Here is an 18,152-nt window from a genome sequence, read left to right on the forward strand (position 1 = left end):
GCGGCCTCCTGTTCGGCGATGTCGTGTCGTCCCCACCGGCCCCGTCGGCCCTCGGCCGACCGGTACGGCTGCGCCCCTCCTCGCCCGCGGCCGGGCCGCTCCCGGTACGGAGCGGCCCGCCGTCCGCGCGGCGCCGATCGGCCGGGCGGCCGGTGCCGGGGCAGGCCCCGGCACGGTCAACCGGGCCGGTCAACCGCGCAGAACGACCAGGTCGTCGCGGTGGACGACCTCGCGCTCGTACGCGGCGCCGAACTCCTGGGCCAGGTCGCGGGTGGACCGGCCGAGCAGGCGGGGCAACTCCCTCGCATCAAAGTTGACCAGTCCGCGAGCCACGATGTGGCCGTTTTCGGCAAGAAGGTCCACCGGATCACCCGCGGCGAACTCCCCGTCGACCTTGGTGACCCCGGCGGGCAGCAGCGAGGCGCCGCCGGAGACGACCGCCCGGACGGCGCCCTCGTCCAGGTGCAGCGCCCCGCGCGGGCTGCTCGCGTGGGCCAGCCAGAGCATCCGGTCGGAGGTGCGGCTGCCGGTGCGCAGGAAGAGCGTGCCGGTGGGCCGGCCGGCCAGCGCGTCGGCGGCCTGGCTGGCGGCGGTGAGCACGACCGGGATGCCGGCGCCGGTGGCGATCCGGGCCGCCTCGACCTTGGTGACCATGCCGCCGGTGCCGACGCCGGCCTTGCCGGCGCTGCCGATCTCGATGCCGTCGAGGTCCTGCGGGCCGCGCACCTCGGCGATCCGGCTGGTGCCGGGGCGGGACGGGTCGCCGTCGTACAGGCCGTCCACGTCGGAGAGCAGTACGAGCAGGTCGGCGCGGACCAGGTGGGCGACCAGGGCGGCCAGCCGGTCGTTGTCGCCGAACTTGATTTCGGCGGTGGCGACGGTGTCGTTCTCGTTGACGATCGGCATCGCGCCCATCGCCAACAGCTGGTCCAGGGTGCGGTACGCGTTGCGGTAGTGGGCACGCCGGCTGGCGTCCTCGGCGGTGAGCAGCACCTGGCCGACCCGGATGCCGTACCGGGCGAAGGAGGCGGTGTAGCGGGCGACCAGCAAGCCCTGGCCGACGCTGGCGGCGGCCTGCTGGCGGGCCAGGTCCTTGGGCCGGCGGTCCAGGCCGAGCGGGGCGAGCCCGGCGGCGATCGCGCCGGAGGAGACCAGCACCACCTCCGGGGCCTCGGGGCGGCCGCGCAGCTTGGCGAGCGCGTCCACCAGGGCGTCGACGCGGTCGGCGTCCAGGCCGCCGGTCGCCGTGGTCAGGGACGAGGAGCCGACCTTGACGACGATCCGTCGTGCGGTCAGCACCTCCTCCCGCAGAGGGTCCTCGCTCATCTCGCTGTACGCCCTTCCGGTGTGGTGCGGGTACGGCGGGGCCCGGGCCCGGCCGTCACCCCCGAAATCTACGCGATCCCCGCAGGTCACCGGCGGGGTGTTTCACCGGATGGACCGGATCCGGTACGGGCCGCCACGGGCCGCCCGCCAAGCCGGATGGCTGGTATGGTCCCTGACCGCAAGCCAGATCGGGGGACGGCTTCTTGCCCGCTGTACCCATGTCGTCATCGACCCTTCCTGTCACGACGGGCGGCGCCGCACTGGGCAAAGGCCGGCAACGGTCGCGGCCGTGCGCCCAGGAGAAATGCGCACCATGCGTTCGTACACCACCAAGCTGACCGTCGCCGCGCTCGCGGCGGCCACCGCCCTCTCGCTCGCGGCCTGCGGGCCGGACAACCCGGACACCCCGGCCGGTACCGGCGGCGCCACCGGCGCGGCCCCGGCCCAGACCGGCGCGCCCCAGACCGGCGCGACCCCGGGTGCCACCGCCGGGGGCGCGGCCGGCGGTTCGACCGCGGCCCCCTCGGGCGCGGCCCCCTCCGGTGCGGCGGGCGGGGCCGGCACGGCCGGCGCGGCGGGCGCCGGAGCCGTCCCGGCGGCCGCCACCAGCGTGAAGGTCGGCCAGAGCGCCACCGTGGACTTCGCCGACAAGACCTCCAAGGTCGCCACCAAGCTGGAGGTCACCATCGCCGGCATCGAGGCCGGTTCGGCGCAGGACTTCACCGCCGCCAAGATCAGCATCGTCGGCCTGGAAGGCCGCACCCCGATGTACGTCAGCTACACCATCAAGAACCTCGGGGACGCCAGCCTCTCCTTCACCGCCCCGGACTCGAAGCTCGTGCTCTTCGACACCACGGGCAAGAAGGGCGTCAACGTCCTGACCGCCGCGACCCCGCTGCCCAAGTGCACCGGCGCGAAGTTCCAGGGCGTGGCCAAGGGCGCCGAGGTCAAGGGCTGCACCATCATCTCCACCCCCGGCAACACCCCGGCCGCCGTCGGCTACACCGACCTGGCCGACCCGCTGAAGCTCCAGGCCTCCTGGACCAAGTGACGCCCCGTCACCGCCGGACACGCGGACGGCCCCCGCCACCTCGACAGGTGGCGGGGGCCGTCCGGACCGGACCGGTCAGCGGTCCTCAGTCCTCAATCCTCAGTCCTCGTCGTCGTCGCCCTCGATGGCGGCCTGGCGGCCGCTGGAGAGCGCCTCGAAGGCGAGGAACTCGGACTCGGCCGCGTCCCGGCCCTTCTGCTTCTCGCGACGGCGGTCGACCGCCGGGCGCGGGGTCTCGAAGCGGTGGTCCTCACCACGGCGGCCGAGCATCTCGGCACCGGCGGCCATGGTCGGCTCCCAGTCGAAGACGACGGCGTTCTCCTCGGGGCCGATGATGACGGTGTCGCCCTCGTGCGCCCCGATCTTCCACAGCTCCTGCTCGATCCCGAGGCGGGCCAGCCGGTCGGCGAGGTAGCCGACGGCCTCGTCGTTGCTGAAGTCGGTCTGGCGGACCCAGCGCTCCGGCTTGACGCCGCGGATGCGGTACGCGCCGTCCTCCTCGGTGATGGTGAAGCCGGCGTCGTCGACGGCCTTGGGCCGCAGCACGATCCGGGTCGACTCCTCGGCCGGCTTGGCGGCGCGCGCCTCGGCGACGATCCCGGCCACGGCGAAGCTCAGCTCGCGCAGGCCCTTGCGGGAGGCGGCGGAGACCTCGAACACCCGGTAGCCGCGCTCCTCCAGGGAGGCGCGGGTCAGGTCGGCGATGTCCTGGCCGTCCGGGACGTCCACCTTGTTGAGCGCGACCAGGCGCGGACGGTCTTCCAGACCGCCGTACTCGGCGAGCTCGGCCTCGATGGTCTCCAGGTCGGTCAGCGGGTCGCGGCCGGGCTCCAGGGTGGCGCAGTCCAGCACGTGCACCAGCACCGAACAGCGCTCGACGTGGCGCAGGAACTCCAGGCCCAGGCCGCGGCCCTGGCTGGCGCCCGGGATCAGGCCGGGCACGTCGGCGATGGTGTAGACGGTGTCGCCCGCGGTGACCACGCCCAGGTTGGGGATCAGGGTGGTGAACGGGTAGTCCGCGATCTTCGGCTTGGCGGCCGAGAGCACCGAGATCAGCGAGGACTTGCCGGCGCTCGGGTAGCCGACCAGGGCCACGTCGGCGACGGACTTGAGCTCCATGACGATGTCACGGGCCTCGCCGGGCTCGCCGAGCAGCGCGAAGCCGGGCGCCTTGCGGCGGGCCGAGGCCAGCGCGGCGTTGCCGAGGCCGCCGCGGCCGCCCTGGGCCGCGACGAAGCTGGTGCCGTGGCCGACCAGGTCGGCCAGCACGTTGCCCTTGCGGTCCAGCACCACGGTGCCGTCCGGCACCAGCAGGACGAGGTCCTCGCCGTCCGCGCCGGTGCGGTGGCCGCCCGCGCCGGGCTTGCCGTTGGTGGCCTTGCGCTTGGGCGAGTGGTGGTACTCCAGCAGGGTGGTGACCTGCGAGTCCACGGTGAGGATGACGCTGCCGCCCTCCCCGCCGTTGCCGCCGTCCGGGCCGCCGAGCGGCTTGAACTTCTCGCGGTGCACGGAGGCGCAGCCGTGGCCCCCGTTACCCGCGGCGACGTGAAGTTCGACGCGGTCCACGAAGGTGGTCATGGGTGTGCCTCCAGTGCGCGAGAGTCTGCTTGCTACCTGCGTAAAGCGTGAAGGGTGGACCGGAGAATTCCGGCCCACCCTTCACTGTGAGTCTTGTCCCGACCCGGTGGGTCTTCTCAGACTCGGGAGTCCGCGGGGACTCAGGCCTCGACGGCCACGATGTTGACGACCTTGCGGCCACGACGGGTGCCGAACTGCACCGCACCGGCGGTCAGCGCGAACAGGGTGTCGTCGCCACCGCGGCCGACACCGGCACCCGGGTGGAAGTGGGTGCCGCGCTGGCGGACGAGGATCTCGCCGGCGGAGACGACCTGGCCACCGAAGCGCTTCACGCCGAGGCGCTGGGCGTTCGAGTCACGGCCGTTACGAGTAGAGCTTGCGCCCTTCTTGTGTGCCATTTTTCGCTATCCCCTTACTTGCTGACCGAGTCGATGCTGGTGATGCGCACCGCGGTGTGCTGCTGACGGTGACCCTGACGGCGGCGGTAGCCGGTCTTGTTCTTGTAACGCAGGATGACGATCTTGTCACCCTTGGTCTGGTCGACCACCTCGGCGTGAGCCTTCACGCCGGCCAGGACCCACGGGTCGGAGGTGACAGCGTCACCGTCGACGACGAGGATGGTCGAGAGCTCGACCGAGTCACCCGGCTTGGCCTCGATACGGTCGATCTCCAGCACGTCGCCGACGGCGACCTTGTGCTGGCGGCCGCCTGCGCGAACGATCGCGTACATGCGGTACCTGCTTTCCTTGCTCGGTCGGAACCCCCGACGCCAGCCACCTGGGTACGGACACAGGAGCCTCTCCCCGGCCCTCCGCGCGAACGCGGTGACCTCGGGAAGGTGATGTGCTCGGGAGCAATGGCGTAGACACGCCGATGGTCAAGAATACGGACCGGCCGCCCGGGGGGCAAACCGGCCCGTACGGCCCGGGGCGGGATCACTCCCGCCCCGGGGCGTGGGCACTACTCGGACGCCGTATCACCCTCGGCGGCCGCGGCCTTCTTGGCCGCCGCGCTCGTCCGCTTGGTGGCGGTCTTGCGGGCGGTGGTCTTCTTGGCCGCCGTGGTGGTCTTCTTGGCGGCGGTCTTCTTCGCGGCGGTCTTGCGGGCGGCCCGCTTCTTCGGTGCCGGCGCCTCCTCGGCGGCGGCCTCGACGGCCTCGGCGGTCTCCGGTGCCTCGACGGCCTCCGGAGCCTCGGCGACGACCGCGGCCTCCGCGGCCACGACCGGCTCACCCGGCGCCTCGGCGACGGCCTCGGCCGCGGCTTCCGCGACCGCCGGGGCGGCGGCCTCCAGGGCCGCCTCCAGCGCCGCCTCGGCCTTGGCCTGGAGCACCACGATCTCGGCGGTGCCCGGGGAGCCCGCCGGAGCGGTCGCCTTGCGCACCGCGCGGCGGCGCGGACGGCCCGCCGGAGCGGCGGCCGGGGCCTCCGCCACGGGAGCCTCGACGACCGGGGCCGTGACGGCGGGAGCCGCCTCGGCCGGGGCCTCGACGCCCGGGACCTCCAGGGCCAGCTGGCCCTCGATCTCCTCGCGCACCGGCTCGGCCGGCTCGGCGAAGGCCTCCACCGCGACCGGCTCGGCCGCCACGGCCACCGCGGCCTCGACGGCCTGCGGCTCCTCGTGGCCCGCGCCGCCCTTGCCCCGGCGACGGCGCTTGCCGCTGCCCGCACCGGCCTCGCCCGCCACCACGGGGGTGTGGACGTGGGCGCTCGGCTGCTCCATGTGGACGATCACGCCGCGGCCGTTGCAGTGCACGCACGGCTCGGAGAAGGACTCCAGCAGGCCCTGGCCGACCCGCTTGCGGGTCATCTGGACCAGGCCCAGCGAGGTGACCTCGGCCACCTGGTGCTTGGTCCGGTCCCGGCCCAGGCACTCCAGCAGGCGGCGCAGCACCAGGTCGCGGTTGGACTCCAGCACCATGTCGATGAAGTCGATCACGATGATGCCGCCGAGGTCGCGCAGCCGCAGCTGGCGCACGATCTCCTCGGCCGCCTCGATGTTGTTCCGGGTGACCGTCTCCTCCAGGTTGCCGCCCTGGCCGACGAACTTCCCGGTGTTGACGTCGATGACGACCATCGCCTCGGTGCGGTCGATCACCAGCGAACCGCCGCTGGGCAGCCAGACCTTGCGGTCCAGCGCCTTCATCAGCTGCTCGTCGATCCGGTAGGTGGCGAACACGTCCACCTCGGAGGTCCACCGCTGGAGCCGCTCGGCGAGGTCCGGGGCCACGTTGGAGACGTACTCGTGGATGGTCTTCCACGCCTCGTCGCCGGAGACGATGACCTTGGTGAAGTCCTCGTTGAAGATGTCGCGGACGACCCGGACGGTCATGTCCGGCTCGCCGTACAGCAGCGCCGGGGCGTTGCCGGTCGCGGCCTTCTTCTGGATGTCCTCCCACTGCTGCTGGAGGCGCTGGACGTCGCGGGTCAGCTCCTCCTCGGAGGCGCCCTCGGCGGCGGTGCGCACGATGACGCCCGCGTCGTCCGGGACGATCTTCTTGAGGATCTGCTTCAGCCGGGCGCGCTCGTTCTCCGGGAGCTTGCGCGAGATGCCGGTCATCGAGCCCTCGGGCACGTACACCAGGTAGCGGCCGGGCAGCGAGATCTGGCTGGTCAGGCGGGCGCCCTTGTGGCCGATCGGGTCCTTGGAGACCTGCACCAGCACGGACTGGCCGGACTTCAGCACCGACTCGATCCGGCGCGGGCCGCCGTGGCCCAGCGCGCCGAAGTTGACCTCGCCGGCGTACAGCACCGCGTTGCGGCCCTTGCCGATGTCGACGAAGGCGGCCTCCATCGACGGCAGCACGTTCTGGACCTTGCCCAGGTAGACGTTGCCGACGTACGAGGTGGCCTGCTCCTTGTTGACGTAGTGCTCGACCAGCACGCCGTCCTCGAGGACGCCGATCTGGGTCCGCTGGCCGCTCTGGCGCACCACCATGACGCGCTCGACCGACTCGCGGCGGGCCAGGAACTCGGCCTCGGTGATGATCGGCACCCGGCGGCGGCCCAGCTCGCGGCCCTCGCGGCGGCGCTGCTTCTTGGCCTCCAGACGGGTCGAGCCCTTGATGGACTGCACCTCGTCCGGGTCGAACGACGGCTCGGTGGAACGGCGGCGCGGCTCGCGCACCTTCACCACCGTACGGACGCCGTCCTCGGTGGTCTCGGAGGTCTCGACGGCGCCGGCCTCACCGCTGCGCCGGCGACGGCGACGACGGCGGCGCGACGAGGACAGGCCGGCGGCCAGGTCGTCGTCCTCCTCGCCCTCCTCCTCGGCGACGGCCTCGGCCGACTCCTCGACGGACTGCTCGGTCTCGACGGCCTCGGCGGCCTCGAACTCCTCGGCCTCACCGCGGCGACGGCGGCGACCGCCCCGGCGGCGACGGCGCGACGGACGGCCGTCCTCCCACTCGTCCTCGGTCTCCGGACCGGCGGCGGGGGCCTCGACGGCGGGCGCCTCGACGACCGGGACCTCGACGACGGGCGCCGCGACCGGCGCCTTCGCCGCGGCCTTGGCGGCCTTCGCGGCGGCCTTCACCGGAGCCTGGGCGCCCGACTTGCGACGGGTCGGCTCGACCCGGGTGCGGACCCGGCGGCGACGGCCGACACCGCTGTACTCGAACTCGTCGTCCTCCTCCTCGCGCCCGGCCTGCACCGGGGCCGCGGCCGGAGCCTCGGCCTTCGCCGGGGCGGCGGCGGGCTGCTGCGGAGCGGCCTGCGCCGCCGGAGCGGACGGCGCGGCCTGTGCCGCCTGAGCGGACGGCGCGACGAAGGAGGCGGGCTCCTGGAACACCGGCGCCTGGAAGACGGCGGTGGCCGGGCGGACCGCACGGCGGCGCACCCGGTGGGGCGGCTCGGCCTCGGCGGCCGGGGCGGCAGCGGCGGGCCGGGCGGCCGGCGCGGCGGCGGGGGCCTCGACGGCCTCCTCCTCGGGCTCCTCCGCGACGGCGGGCTCCTCGGCCTGCGGCTCCTCGGCGGCGGGCTCCGCCACCGGGGCCTCGACGACCGGCGCGGCCTCGACCACGCGACGGCGGCGGGGGCGGCGGGCCGGAGCGGCCGGGGCCTCCTCGGCCACCGGCTCGGCGGCGGGGGCCTCCACGGCGGGGGTCTCGACGGCCGGCGCCTCGACGACGGGGGCCGCGGCCTCGGCCACGGGGGCACCGGCGGGCGCCTCGGCGCGCTTGCGGGTACGGCGGGCCCGGACGGGCTTCTCGGCGGCCGGCTCGGCCGTCGGCTCGGCGGTCTCCGCCTTCGCGGCCTTGGCGGCCCTGGTGGTCTTCGAGGCCTTCGCGGCCTTCACGGGGGCCTCGGCCACCGGGGCCTCGACGGCCTCCGGCGCGGTCACCACGATCGGGGTGGCCTCCGGCGCCCCGGCCGGAGCCTCGGCGCGCTTACGGGTACGGCGGGCCCGGACGGGCTTCTCGGCGGCCGGCTCGGCCGTCGGCTCCACGGCCGGAGCCGGGGCGGCCGCGGGGGCCTCGGCCGGCACGACCGTCTCGGCCGCGTCGGCGGCCGCACCCTGCGGGGTACCCGCCGGGCGGGACACCGCGCGGCGGCGACGGCGCGGCGGCGCGGCGGACGCGCCCTCACCACCGGTCGCGGCGGTTTCGTTCTGTTCCGTGGCCGCAGTCTGCTGCGGATCGGTGTTATCGAGCATGCGGGTGGATCTCCCGTCAGGCCCCCGGGCTCCGCATCCGGGCACGGCACGGCACCGCTGGGCGGCCGGCATCACGACGATGCCTGGACCGGACCCTTGGAACGGTGCCGCCGCGCGGACGCGAGGCCGCACAGGGGCTCGTAGTCTCGCTCGGCGCCCCGCACACGGCGGGGTGTCGAAAGTCTTCTGGTCTGACCAGTCTTCTGAGGTTTTCCCAAGCTGCGCCGTCCCCCAACCCCGGGTGGCTCCCGGACGGGGTCCCGGACCGGCCGACCTTCCTGGTCGGCAGGCCCCGGTTGGCAGGCCTGCGCTGCGACGACGCTCGCTCCCCTGGGGAGCCGCGGGAACCCTGGAGGACCGTCGGGCCCAGTGAGGCACTGGGCCCGGCCTCCCCCCGCTAGGCGGACGCGGTAGCGTGCGGCCCTGCTGCCGGCTCCGAGCCGACCGGGGCCGCTGCGCGGTCGAGCGCCAGCGGGTCGGTCACCGTGCCGGACTCCTCGTCGAGCGGCCCCTGCGCCAGCCTGGTCACCTCTGCGGGGACCGGCGGCGCCAGGTCGGCCGTCACACGGAGACCGGACAATACGTCGTCGGGTCGTACGGCTGGTGTGGCGTGTCGTACTACCAGGCGCAGTATCGCACAGGGACGGCCGGTCCGAACATCGCGGTCGGTTCCGGCCCCGGCGTCCGCACCGGCCTCGACCTGGGCCGGGACGGCTTCCAGCGCCGCCACCGCGCCCCGCGCGTCGAAGACCCGCAGGCCGTTCTTGGTGCGGCGCTCGACCTCGACCCGCTCGGCGGCGAGGAAGCGCGCGACCGCGTCGGCGGCCGCGTCGGGCTCGACACCGTCCAGCCGGAGCAGCCACTCGGAGGCCTCCAGGCGCTCCACGAAGTTCGGCGTCCGCACCTCGACCGCGTCGATCACGTCCAGGCCCGTCGGCAGCGACTCGTCCAGCTGCGCCCGCAGCTGCTCGGGGTCGCGGACAGCGGCCAGGCCGATCTCCAGGTACTCCGCCTCGCTCGCCACCCCGGTCGGGGCCGCGTTCGCGTAGGAGACCTTCGGGTGCGGGGTGAAGCCGGCCGAATAGGCCATCGGAACGGCGGACCGGCGCAGGGCGCGCTCGAAGGCGCGCTGGAAGTCGCGGTGGCTGGTGAAGCGGAGCCGGCCGCGCTTGGTGTAGCGGAGACGAATCCGCTGCACCGTCGGCGCGGGCGGCGGACCGTCGGGCGTACGGCGTGCCAGGGTCGCTCAGTCCTTAGTCAGTTGTCCCCGTCCGGCGTGGCGTCTTCCCGCCACTGTCCGGACTCTGTCACCTCAAAGGGTACGCGCCCCGCCACCCCCCTCGCTCCGCCCCTGGTCAGCCGCCGCTCCCCGGCACGCCGCGACCCCCGGCCGAATCGGTCCGGCCGGGGGTCGCGGGTGTGACGTGCGCTACTTGTTGACGACCGTCAGCGGGAGCATCTTCTTGCCGGTGGGGCCGATCTGGATCTGGGTGTCCATCTGCGGGCACACGCCGCAATCGAAGCACGGGGTCCAGCGGCAGTCGTCGACCTCGACCTCCTCCAGGGCGTCCTGCCAGTCCTCCCAGAGCCAGTCCTTGTCGAGGCCGCTGTCCAGGTGGTCCCAGGGCAGCACCTCCTCGTAGGTGCGCTCGCGGGTGGTGTACCAGTCGACGTCGACGCCGGTGCCGGCCAGGCCCTTCTCGGCGCAGGCCATCCAGCGGTCGTAGGAGAAGTACTCGCGCCAGCCGTCGAAGCGGCCGCCGTCCTCGTAGACCTCGCGGATGATCGCGCCGACCCGGCGGTCGCCGCGGGAGAGCAGGCCCTCGACGATGCCCGGCTTGCCGTCGTGGTAGCGGTAGCCGATGTTCTTGCCGTACTTGCGGTCGCCGCGGATGGAGTCGCGCAGCTTGGCCAGACGGGCGTCGGTGGCCTCGGCGGACAGCTGCGGGGCCCACTGGAACGGGGTGTGCGGCTTGGGCACGAACCCGCCGATGGAGACGGTGCAGCGGATGTCGTTCTGGCCGGTGACCTCGCGGCCCTTCTGGATGACGTTCTTCGCCATCTCGCCGATCTGGAGCACGTCCTCGTCGGTCTCGGTGGGCAGGCCGCACATGAAGTACAGCTTCACCTGGCGCCAGCCGTTGCCGTACGCGGTGGCGACGGTGCGGATCAGGTCCTCCTCCGACACCATCTTGTTGATGACCTTGCGCATGCGCTCGCTGCCGCCCTCGGGGGCGAAGGTGAGGCCCGAGCGGCGCCCGTTGCGGGACAGCTCGTTGGCGAGGTCGATGTTGAAGGCGTCGACGCGGGTGGACGGCAGCGACAGGCCGATCTTGTCCTCGGTGTAGCGGTCCGCCAGGCCCTTGGCGATGTCGCCGATCTCGGTGTGGTCGGCGCTGGACAGCGACAGCAGGCCGACCTCCTCGAAGCCGGTCGCCTTGAGCCCGCGCTCCACCATCTCGCCGATGCCGGTGATGCTTCGCTCCCGCACGGGGCGCGTGATCATGCCGGCCTGGCAGAAGCGGCAGCCGCGGGTGCAGCCGCGGAAGATCTCCACGGACATCCGCTCGTGCACCGTCTCGGCGAGCGGGACCAGCGGCTGCTTCGGGTACGGCCACTCGTCGAGGTCCATCACGGTGTGCTTGGACACCCGCCACGGCACGCCGGGGGCGTTCGGCACGACGCGGCCGATCCGGCCGTCGGCCAGGTACTCCACGTCGTAGAACTTGGGGACGTAGACCCCGCCGGTGCGGGCCAGGCGCAGCAGCAGCTCGTCCCGGCCGCCCGGGCGGCCCTCGGCCTTCCAGGCCCGGATGATCTCCGTGATGTCGAGGACGGCCTGCTCGCCGTCGCCGACCACGGCGCAGTCGATGAAGTCCGCGATCGGCTCCGGGTTGAAGGCCGCGTGGCCGCCGGCCAGGACGATCGGGTCGTCGAGGGTGCGGTCCTTGGCCTCCAGCGGGATGCCGGCCAGGTCGAGCGCGGTCAGCATGTTCGTGTAGCCGAGCTCGGTGGAGAACGACAGGCCGAACACGTCGAAGGCCTTCACCGGGCGATGGGCGTCCACGGTGAACTGCGGGACGTGGTGCTCGCGCATCAGCGCCTCGAGGTCCGGCCAGACGCTGTAGGTGCGCTCGGCGAGCACACCCTCACGCTCGTTCAGCACCTCGTAGAGGATCATGACGCCCTGGTTGGGCAGCCCGACCTCGTAGGCGTCGGGGTACATCAGCGCCCAGCGGACGTCGCAGGCGTCCCAGTCCTTGACGGTCGAGTTCAGCTCGCCGCCGACGTACTGGATCGGCTTCTGGACGTGCGGGAGGAGGGCCTCCAGGCGTGGGAAGACCGATTCGACAGTCATGTACTAGGAACCCTTACGACGTGATTCGGTGCCGCGAGTCGGCACGGGAGGGGTGACCCTCAAGGGTAGCCCAATCCGGGGAACGGGCCGTCTGCCCCGGTTCACGGGCCCTCCGCGCTCCGGCGCGACCCCGGACGGGCCGGTCTCCGCCCGCACCCGCCGGTGTCCACCGGTGCCCACCGGTGGCCTCCCGTGCCCGCTGGTGCCCGCCCCGGCACGCGCGGTGGGCGCCCGTCGGCCGGTCCCGTCCGCCGTTGACACGCCCGGACGGGCCGTGCGGTACTGACAGGGCTCCGCCAAAGACATCTGCACCCCTTCCGGACAAGGAAGTTGAGTCGTACGCTCGGCCCTCGTCGGTTTTCCGGCCGGCACGCCTCTCCCTCTCCACGGGCCGCCCCCGGACGGCCCCGTCCGTCCCCGCACGGCCGCCGTTCCCGGCCTGCGGTGCCACGCCCAGCCCCGTCCCCCTCCCCCGTCCCCCCGCCCGCACGCCGTGCCCGGCGGCGCACCCGCACGCCCGCGCCCCGGCGGCCGTACGACCGGCGCAAGGAGAACCATGACCGACACCGGTCGGCGGATCCGCCCGCTCCGGACCCTCGACACCCGGCCGGCCCGCTACCCGACGCCGGCCCAGGCCGAGTCCGCCGCACGGCGGCTCGCCCTGCGGCACCCGGACCGCTGCCGGCTGCGCGAGGTGGGCCGTTCCCGGGCCGGCCGCCCGCTGCTGCTGCTCTCCGTGGACCGCGGCCCGCGGGCCGTCCTGGTGGTCGGCGGCCCGCACCCCAACGAGCCGATCGGCACCGCCGGGACCGTCCGGCTCGCCGAGGTGCTGCTCGACCGCCCCGCCCGCCCCGGACTCTCCTGGCACCTGCTGCTCTGCCTCGACCCCGACGGCGCCGCGCTCAACGCCGGCTGGCTGGACGGCCCGCTCACCATGCGGCGCCACTACGAGCACTTCTTCCGCCCCTCCTTCGAGGAGCAGCCCGAGCTGCTGCCCGCCCCCGGCTCCGGCCGCCCGCCGATGCCGGAGAGCCTGGCGCTGACCGGACTGATCGACGAACTGCGCCCGTTCCTCCAGTGCTCGCTGCACGGGGTGGACTTCGGCGGCGCGTTCGCCCAGCTCACCCGCCCCGTCCCGGGCCTGGCCGGGCGCTTCGCCCGCTCCGCGCAGCGGGCCGGCGTGCCGCTCGACGTGGACTCCTACGACGCGATCGGCTGGGCCAGCCCGGACCCGGGCACCTACCTGATGCCGTCTCCGGGCGCCGGCGGCTCCCGGGCCCTGCCGGACGAGCCCGAGCTGTCCACCTGGTCGTACGCGGCCCGGTACGGCGCGGTCTCCGCGGTGCTGGAGGTCCCGATGTGGGCCGTCGACGCGGTCGGCGACGCCCACCGCCACCCGGCCGGCCCGCAGGCCCTCGCGGCCGCCGCCCGCGACCTCACCGCACGCGCCGCGGACCTCACCGCCCTGCTCCCGGCCGTCCGCGCGCACCGGCCCGGGGCGCCCGGCCACGAGGCGTACGGCCCGCTGCTGCGCACCGCCGAGTCCAGCCTGGCGGTCGCCCCGCGGGTGGCCGAGGAGTGGCTGGAGCGCTGGGGCGCCGAACCGCTCACCGCCTCCCGGGTGACCACCGCCGGACTGGTCGCCGCCCGCGTACCGCTGCGGGTCGCGTCGATCCTGCTGCGGCTGCTCGCCGACACCCGCGGCCCCGGCGTCGAGGCCGCCCGCGACCGCGCCCGCACCGTCGTCGCCGACAGCCTCGACCGGCTGCGCCACCGCTTCGGCACCCGCTGGGTGCCCGTCCAGGAGCAACTCGCCCACCAGACCCGTGCCGTCCTCACCACCGCCGACTGCCTGCTCTGAAACCCACCCCGGCCCCGGACACGACAGCGCCCCCGGACACGACAGCGGGGCCGGCCCGGGAAGTCCCGGACCGGCCCCGCCGCCGCACGGCGCGGCGTGCTCAGGCCGCTATCGGCCGCTGGCTCCGCACCGCCTGGAGCAACCCGATGGCGATCCAGTTGGCGAACATCGACGAGCCGCCGTACGAGACGAACGGCAGCGGGATGCCCGCGACCGGCATGATGCCCAGGCACATCCCTATGTTCTCGAAGGCCTGGAAGGCCATCCAGGCGATGACCCCGGCCGCCACGATCGTCCCGTACAGGTCGGTCGCCTGCCGGGCGATCCGGCAGGCCCGCCAGAGGATCACGCCGACCAGCGCGATGATCGCCAGCGCCCCGACGAAGCCCAGCTCCTCGCCGGCCACGGTGAACACGAAGTCGGTCTGCTGCTCCGGCACGAACTGCCCGACGGTCTGGGTGCCGTGGAACAGCCCCTTGCCGGTCAGTCCGCCCGAGCCGATCGCGATCCGGGCCTGCGCGGTGTTGTAGCCGACGCCGTTCGGGTCCAGCTGCGGGTTGGCGAAGGCGGCGAAGCGGTCGATCTGGTACTGGCTCAACAGCCCGAACTTCCAGATCGCCACGCATCCGGCGGTGCCCGCCACCAGCAGGCCGAGCACCCAGCGGTTCGCCGCGCCGGAGCCGAGCAGGATGCCCAGCACGATGGCGGCCATCACCATCACCGAGCCGGCGTCCGGCATCAACAGCACTATGCACATCGGCACCCCGGCCCAGAGCAGGCCCCGGAACACCGCCCGGTGCGAGGGGAACTCCCGCTCCCCCGCGTCCACCTGGTCCGACAGCACGACCGCCATCGCCAGCACGATCGCGAGCTTCGCGAACTCGGCCGGCTGGATCGAGAAGCCGCCGCCGAGCTGGATCCACGAGTGCGCGCCGTTGATGGTCGAGCCGAGCGGGCTGAGCGTCGCCAGCAGCAGCACGAGCACGCCGACGTACAGGAACGGCACGATCGTGCGGAAGCGCCGGCTCCCTATCGCTATCACCACGGAGCACAGCACCAGCCCGACCACGAAGTTGGTCAGGTGCCGGTACAGGAAGTACTGCGGGTCCCCGTGGGTCAGCGAGTCGCGCCCGCGGGTGGCCGACCAGACCAGCAGCGAGCTGCCGGCCGAGAGGGCGAGGGCGGCCACCAGCAGTATCCAGTCCAGCCGCCAGAGCGGGGAGTCCTTGGACAGCGCCTTGGAGACCCCGCGGCGCTGCGGGGCCAGCCGCAGCTGCCGGTACGAGCCGTAGGAGGTCATGCCCGTCCCCTTCCCGGTCCGCGCGTGGGTTCGAGCGCGGCGTCGGCCGCGGTGTACGACGCCGGACGGTCGGCCGGCGGCGTCCGGTCGAGGAAGGCCGTCGCCGGGGCCGGCTGCGCCGTGGCCGTGTCGAGCAGCGCCGGAGCGGCGGCGACGGCCTGGGCCTGGAGGCCCGGGGCCTGGGCGCCCTGCGCCGCGTCGGCGCCGTACGAGACCGGCTTGATGATCGCGGTGCCGTCCGGGTTGAACTTCGGCAGCTCGGCCTGCGGCGCGGGCAGCAGCGCCTTGCCGCTGTCGATGCCGCCCTTGTCGTCCACGCCGTACAGGGCCTGGTAGATCCGGCGGATGGCGTCGCCGGAGCCGCCGGAGCCGGTGCCGCCCTGGCTTATCGTCATGACGACCGCGTAGTCCTTGCTGTACGTGGTCAGCCAGGAGGTGGTCTGCTTGCCCTCGACCTCGGCGGTGCCGGTCTTGGCGTGCAGCGTGATCTTGTCCTGCGGCCAGCCGTTGAACTTCCAGGCGGCGGTACCGCTCTTGATGACGCTCTCGGTGGCCTGGTTGATGTAGCTGAGCAGCTTCTCGTCGCCGGGGAACTTGGCGTCCTCGTGCGGGGCGATCTCGCGGACGAGGTCCCCGCCCGGGCTTATCACGGCCTTGGCGATGGTCGGCCGGTAGAAGGTGCCGCCGTTGGCGAGCGCCGAGTAGATCCGGGCCATCTGGACCGGGGTGACGAGGGTGTCGCCCTGGCCGATCGCGAAGTTGACGGCGTCACCGGCGCGCATCTGGTAGCCGTCGACGCAGTTCTCCCGGGCGATCTGGTCGGAGTAGCTGTTGCCGCCCTTCTGCCCCTGGGCGCACCAGGCGTCCTTGTTGTTGTCGTAGAAGGACTGCTTCCACTGCCGGTCCGGCACCCGGCCGGTGACCTCGGACGGCAGGTCGATGCCGGTCTTGGCGCCGAGGCCGAACTCGTGGGCGGTCTTGAAGAACCAGTCGCCCGGGTCCTTCTTGGGCTTGATGCCGCCGTCCTTCATCCACTGGTCGTACGCCAGGCCGTAGAAGACGGTGTCGCAGGAGACCTCCAGCGCCTTCTCCAGGGAGATCTGGCCGAAGTTCTCGCTCTCGAAGTTCTTGAACTCGCGGCCGCCGATGGTCATGCTCTTCGGGCAGTCGTAGCGGCCGTCCAGCGAGTAGCCGGCCTGCACGGCGGCGGTGGTGGAGATGACCTTGAAGGTCGAGCCGGGGGCGGACTGACCCTGTATGGCCCGGTTCAGCAGCGGGAAGTTGGAGTCCTTGCTGGTCAGCGACTGGTAGTCCTTGCCGCTGATGCCGCCCACCCAGAGGTTCGGGTCGTAGGTCGGGGCGCTCGCCATCGCGACGATCCGCCCGGTGTGCACGTCCATCACCACGGCGGCGCCGGAGTCGGCCTCGTAGTTGCGGTTGGTGATCTTGTCGAAGGTGTTCCGGGCGTCGTTCATGGCCTGCGCCAGGTTGTCCTCGACCACCTTCTGCACCCGGGCGTCGATGCTGGTGACCAGGTTGTCGCCGGTCTGCGGGGCGACGGTGCCGGCGTTGCCGATCACCCGGCCGAGGTTGTCGACCTCCAGCTTGGTGATGCCCGCGGTGCCGCGCAGGTCGCGGTCGTACACCGACTCCAGTCCGGCCCGCCCGATCTGGTCGGCCGGCAGGTAGCGGTCCAGGCCGCTCTTGCCGGCGGTCTTGCTGACCTCCTCGTCGGTGACCGGCGAGAGGTAGCCGAGCACCTGGGCCATGTTGGCGCCCTCGGCGCCGGTGTAGCGGCGTACGGCGGTGGGCTGCGCGGTGATCCCGGGGAAGTCCTCGCGGCGCTCCATTATCTGCATCGCCTGCTGGGTGGTCGCCTCCTTGGTGACCGGGATCGGCTGGTACGGCGAACCGTTCCAGCAGGGCTGCGGGGTCTTGGCGTCGCAGAGCCGGACCTTCTCCTGCACGTCCTTGGCCGGCATCCCCAGCACCTCGGCCAGCCGGGACAGCACCGCCTTGCCGCCGTCCTTCTGCTGGAGCAGCGAGGTGCGGCTGACCGAGACCACCAGCCGGGTCTCGTTGCCGGCCAGCACCCGCCCGGAGGCGTCCAGGATCTCGCCGCGGACGGCCGGCTCGACCACCTCGCGGATGTGGTTGCCGGTCGCCTTGGCGGTGTACTCCTTGGCGTTGCGGATCTGCAGGTACCACAGCCGTCCGCCGAGGGTGGCGAGCAGCGACAGCACCAGGATCTGCAGCACCACCAGACGGATCGTCACCCGTCGGGTGCGGCCGGTCTCGGGGATGTTGCTCACGTCTCGTGCGCTCCAGGATGCGGGGAGGTCGGGTGGTCGGGGCCGGAGGGCCGGGGCCGGGAGGCCGGTCCGGTTACGGGCGGCGGGCGAAGCCCGGCACGCGCCGCTTCTTGTACGACGGGCCCGTCGAGGTGTCGCGGGTGGTGCGGTAGCGGGCCAGCGTGCCCAGGCCGGAGCCGCCCTCGTCGTCGTCCGCGGCGGCCACCGGGTCGCGGCCGAAGCGGCGGCCGAGGTACATCACCAGCGGCACCACGAAGGGGGCCAGCAGCAGGTCGTAGAGCAGGGCGCTGATGACCAGTCCGCCGAGGCCGACGTGCCGGGCCGCGGTGTCGCCGACCAGGGCGCCGACCATCGCGTAGAGCAGGGTGGAGGCGACCGCCGCGGCGCCGACCACGACCAGCGAGCCGGCCACGGACCGCTGGCGGCCGTGGTCCGGGCGCAGCAGCCCGGCGGCGTAGCCCATCAGGCAGAGCACCAGCGCGTAGCGGCCGATGGCGTGGTCGGAGGGCGGCGCGAGGTCGGCCAGCAGGCCCCCCGCGAAGCCGACCAGGCAGCCGCCGGTGGGCCCGTAGACCATGGCCAGGCCGACCACGACGAGCAGCAGTATGTCCGGGGTGGCTCCCGGGAGCTGGAGCCGGCCGAACACGCTGACCTGGAGGATCAGGCCGAACAGGACGAGGCCGGCGGAGACGGGGATGCGGGCGAGGCGCATG

The 18,152-nt window shown here is 73.5% G+C and carries 12 protein-coding genes; 2 read left to right on the plus strand and 10 right to left on the minus strand.

Going from position 1 to position 18,152, the window contains the following annotated elements:
* Window positions 1-189: 189 nt before the first annotated feature.
* Window positions 190-1,326, minus strand: a complete 1,137-nt coding sequence (proB, locus tag ACFVXH_RS24460) for a glutamate 5-kinase (RefSeq protein WP_049660991.1) — start codon at window positions 1,324-1,326, stop codon at window positions 190-192.
* A 304-nt stretch (window positions 1,327-1,630) separates the two neighbouring features.
* Here proB and ACFVXH_RS24465 point away from each other — a divergent pair, with 304 nt between their 5' ends.
* A complete protein-coding gene (locus ACFVXH_RS24465) occupies window positions 1,631-2,377 on the plus strand; it encodes a hypothetical protein (RefSeq protein WP_387827139.1) in 747 nt (248 codons plus the stop codon).
* A gap of 99 nt (window positions 2,378-2,476) precedes the next feature.
* On the opposite strand, the gene obgE is transcribed toward ACFVXH_RS24465, so the two are convergent.
* The 6 genes from obgE to ACFVXH_RS24495 form a co-directional block, all read right to left on the minus strand.
* Window positions 2,477-3,955 (minus strand): GTPase ObgE, encoded by a 1,479-nt coding sequence (gene obgE, locus ACFVXH_RS24470; RefSeq protein WP_049659936.1) that lies wholly within the window; start codon window positions 3,953-3,955, stop codon window positions 2,477-2,479.
* 140 nt (window positions 3,956-4,095) lie between these two features.
* A complete protein-coding gene (rpmA, locus tag ACFVXH_RS24475; protein ID WP_030309712.1) occupies window positions 4,096-4,353 on the minus strand; it encodes a 50S ribosomal protein L27 in 258 nt (85 codons plus the stop codon).
* Window positions 4,354-4,367: 14 nt separating this feature from the next.
* Window positions 4,368-4,685, minus strand: coding sequence for a 50S ribosomal protein L21 (gene rplU, locus ACFVXH_RS24480; protein ID WP_045696828.1), 318 nt, complete (start codon window positions 4,683-4,685; stop codon window positions 4,368-4,370).
* A 230-nt stretch (window positions 4,686-4,915) separates the two neighbouring features.
* Entirely contained in the window at window positions 4,916-8,608 is a 3,693-nt protein-coding gene (locus ACFVXH_RS24485) for a ribonuclease E/G (RefSeq protein ID WP_387827142.1), read from the minus strand.
* A gap of 397 nt (window positions 8,609-9,005) precedes the next feature.
* A complete protein-coding gene (locus tag ACFVXH_RS24490; RefSeq protein ID WP_049659422.1) occupies window positions 9,006-9,806 on the minus strand; it encodes a TIGR03936 family radical SAM-associated protein in 801 nt (266 codons plus the stop codon).
* A gap of 231 nt (window positions 9,807-10,037) precedes the next feature.
* Window positions 10,038-11,966: a TIGR03960 family B12-binding radical SAM protein gene (locus tag ACFVXH_RS24495; RefSeq protein WP_387827145.1), complete on the minus strand. Its 1,929-nt coding sequence runs from the start codon at window positions 11,964-11,966 to the stop codon at window positions 10,038-10,040.
* Window positions 11,967-12,522: 556 nt separating this feature from the next.
* Between ACFVXH_RS24495 and ACFVXH_RS24500 the strand changes: the two genes are divergently transcribed.
* Window positions 12,523-13,827: a M14 family zinc carboxypeptidase gene (locus ACFVXH_RS24500; RefSeq protein ID WP_387827148.1), complete on the plus strand. Its 1,305-nt coding sequence runs from the start codon at window positions 12,523-12,525 to the stop codon at window positions 13,825-13,827.
* 100 nt (window positions 13,828-13,927) lie between these two features.
* Here the strand turns inward: ACFVXH_RS24500 and rodA are convergent, their stop codons facing one another.
* From rodA to mreD, 3 genes are all read right to left on the minus strand, one after another.
* Window positions 13,928-15,127, minus strand: coding sequence for a rod shape-determining protein RodA (rodA, locus tag ACFVXH_RS24505; protein ID WP_049658703.1), 1,200 nt, complete (start codon window positions 15,125-15,127; stop codon window positions 13,928-13,930).
* A complete protein-coding gene (gene mrdA / locus ACFVXH_RS24510; protein WP_049658705.1) occupies window positions 15,124-17,439 on the minus strand; it encodes a penicillin-binding protein 2 in 2,316 nt (771 codons plus the stop codon). Before mrdA ends, rodA begins: the two co-directional genes overlap by 4 nt.
* A gap of 73 nt (window positions 17,440-17,512) precedes the next feature.
* Window positions 17,513-18,151: a rod shape-determining protein MreD gene (mreD, locus tag ACFVXH_RS24515; protein ID WP_049658707.1), complete on the minus strand. Its 639-nt coding sequence runs from the start codon at window positions 18,149-18,151 to the stop codon at window positions 17,513-17,515.
* Between the last annotated feature and the right edge of the window lies 1 nt (window position 18,152).

Origin of the sequence: Kitasatospora sp. NPDC058184 (assembly GCF_042883725.1) — a bacterium.
Taxonomy (GTDB): Bacteria; Actinomycetota; Actinomycetes; order Streptomycetales; family Streptomycetaceae; genus Kitasatospora.

Bases quoted from the DNA above. Each gene is read 5' to 3' on its own strand.
- proB (WP_049660991.1), bottom strand. From the start codon at position 1,326: ATGAGCGAGGACCCTCTGCGGGAGGAGGTGCTGACCGCACGACGGATC.
- ACFVXH_RS24465 (WP_387827139.1), top strand. From the start codon at position 1,631: ATGCGCACCATGCGTTCGTACACCACCAAGCTGACCGTCGCCGCGCTC.
- obgE (WP_049659936.1), bottom strand. From the start codon at position 3,955: ATGACCACCTTCGTGGACCGCGTCGAACTTCACGTCGCCGCGGGTAAC.
- rpmA (WP_030309712.1), bottom strand. From the start codon at position 4,353: ATGGCACACAAGAAGGGCGCAAGCTCTACTCGTAACGGCCGTGACTCG.
- rplU (WP_045696828.1), bottom strand. From the start codon at position 4,685: ATGTACGCGATCGTTCGCGCAGGCGGCCGCCAGCACAAGGTCGCCGTC.
- ACFVXH_RS24485 (WP_387827142.1), bottom strand. From the start codon at position 8,608: ATGCTCGATAACACCGATCCGCAGCAGACTGCGGCCACGGAACAGAAC.
- ACFVXH_RS24495 (WP_387827145.1), bottom strand. From the start codon at position 11,966: ATGACTGTCGAATCGGTCTTCCCACGCCTGGAGGCCCTCCTCCCGCAC.
- ACFVXH_RS24500 (WP_387827148.1), top strand. From the start codon at position 12,523: ATGACCGACACCGGTCGGCGGATCCGCCCGCTCCGGACCCTCGACACC.
- rodA (WP_049658703.1), bottom strand. From the start codon at position 15,127: ATGACCTCCTACGGCTCGTACCGGCAGCTGCGGCTGGCCCCGCAGCGC.
- mreD (WP_049658707.1), bottom strand. From the start codon at position 18,151: ATGCGCCTCGCCCGCATCCCCGTCTCCGCCGGCCTCGTCCTGTTCGGC.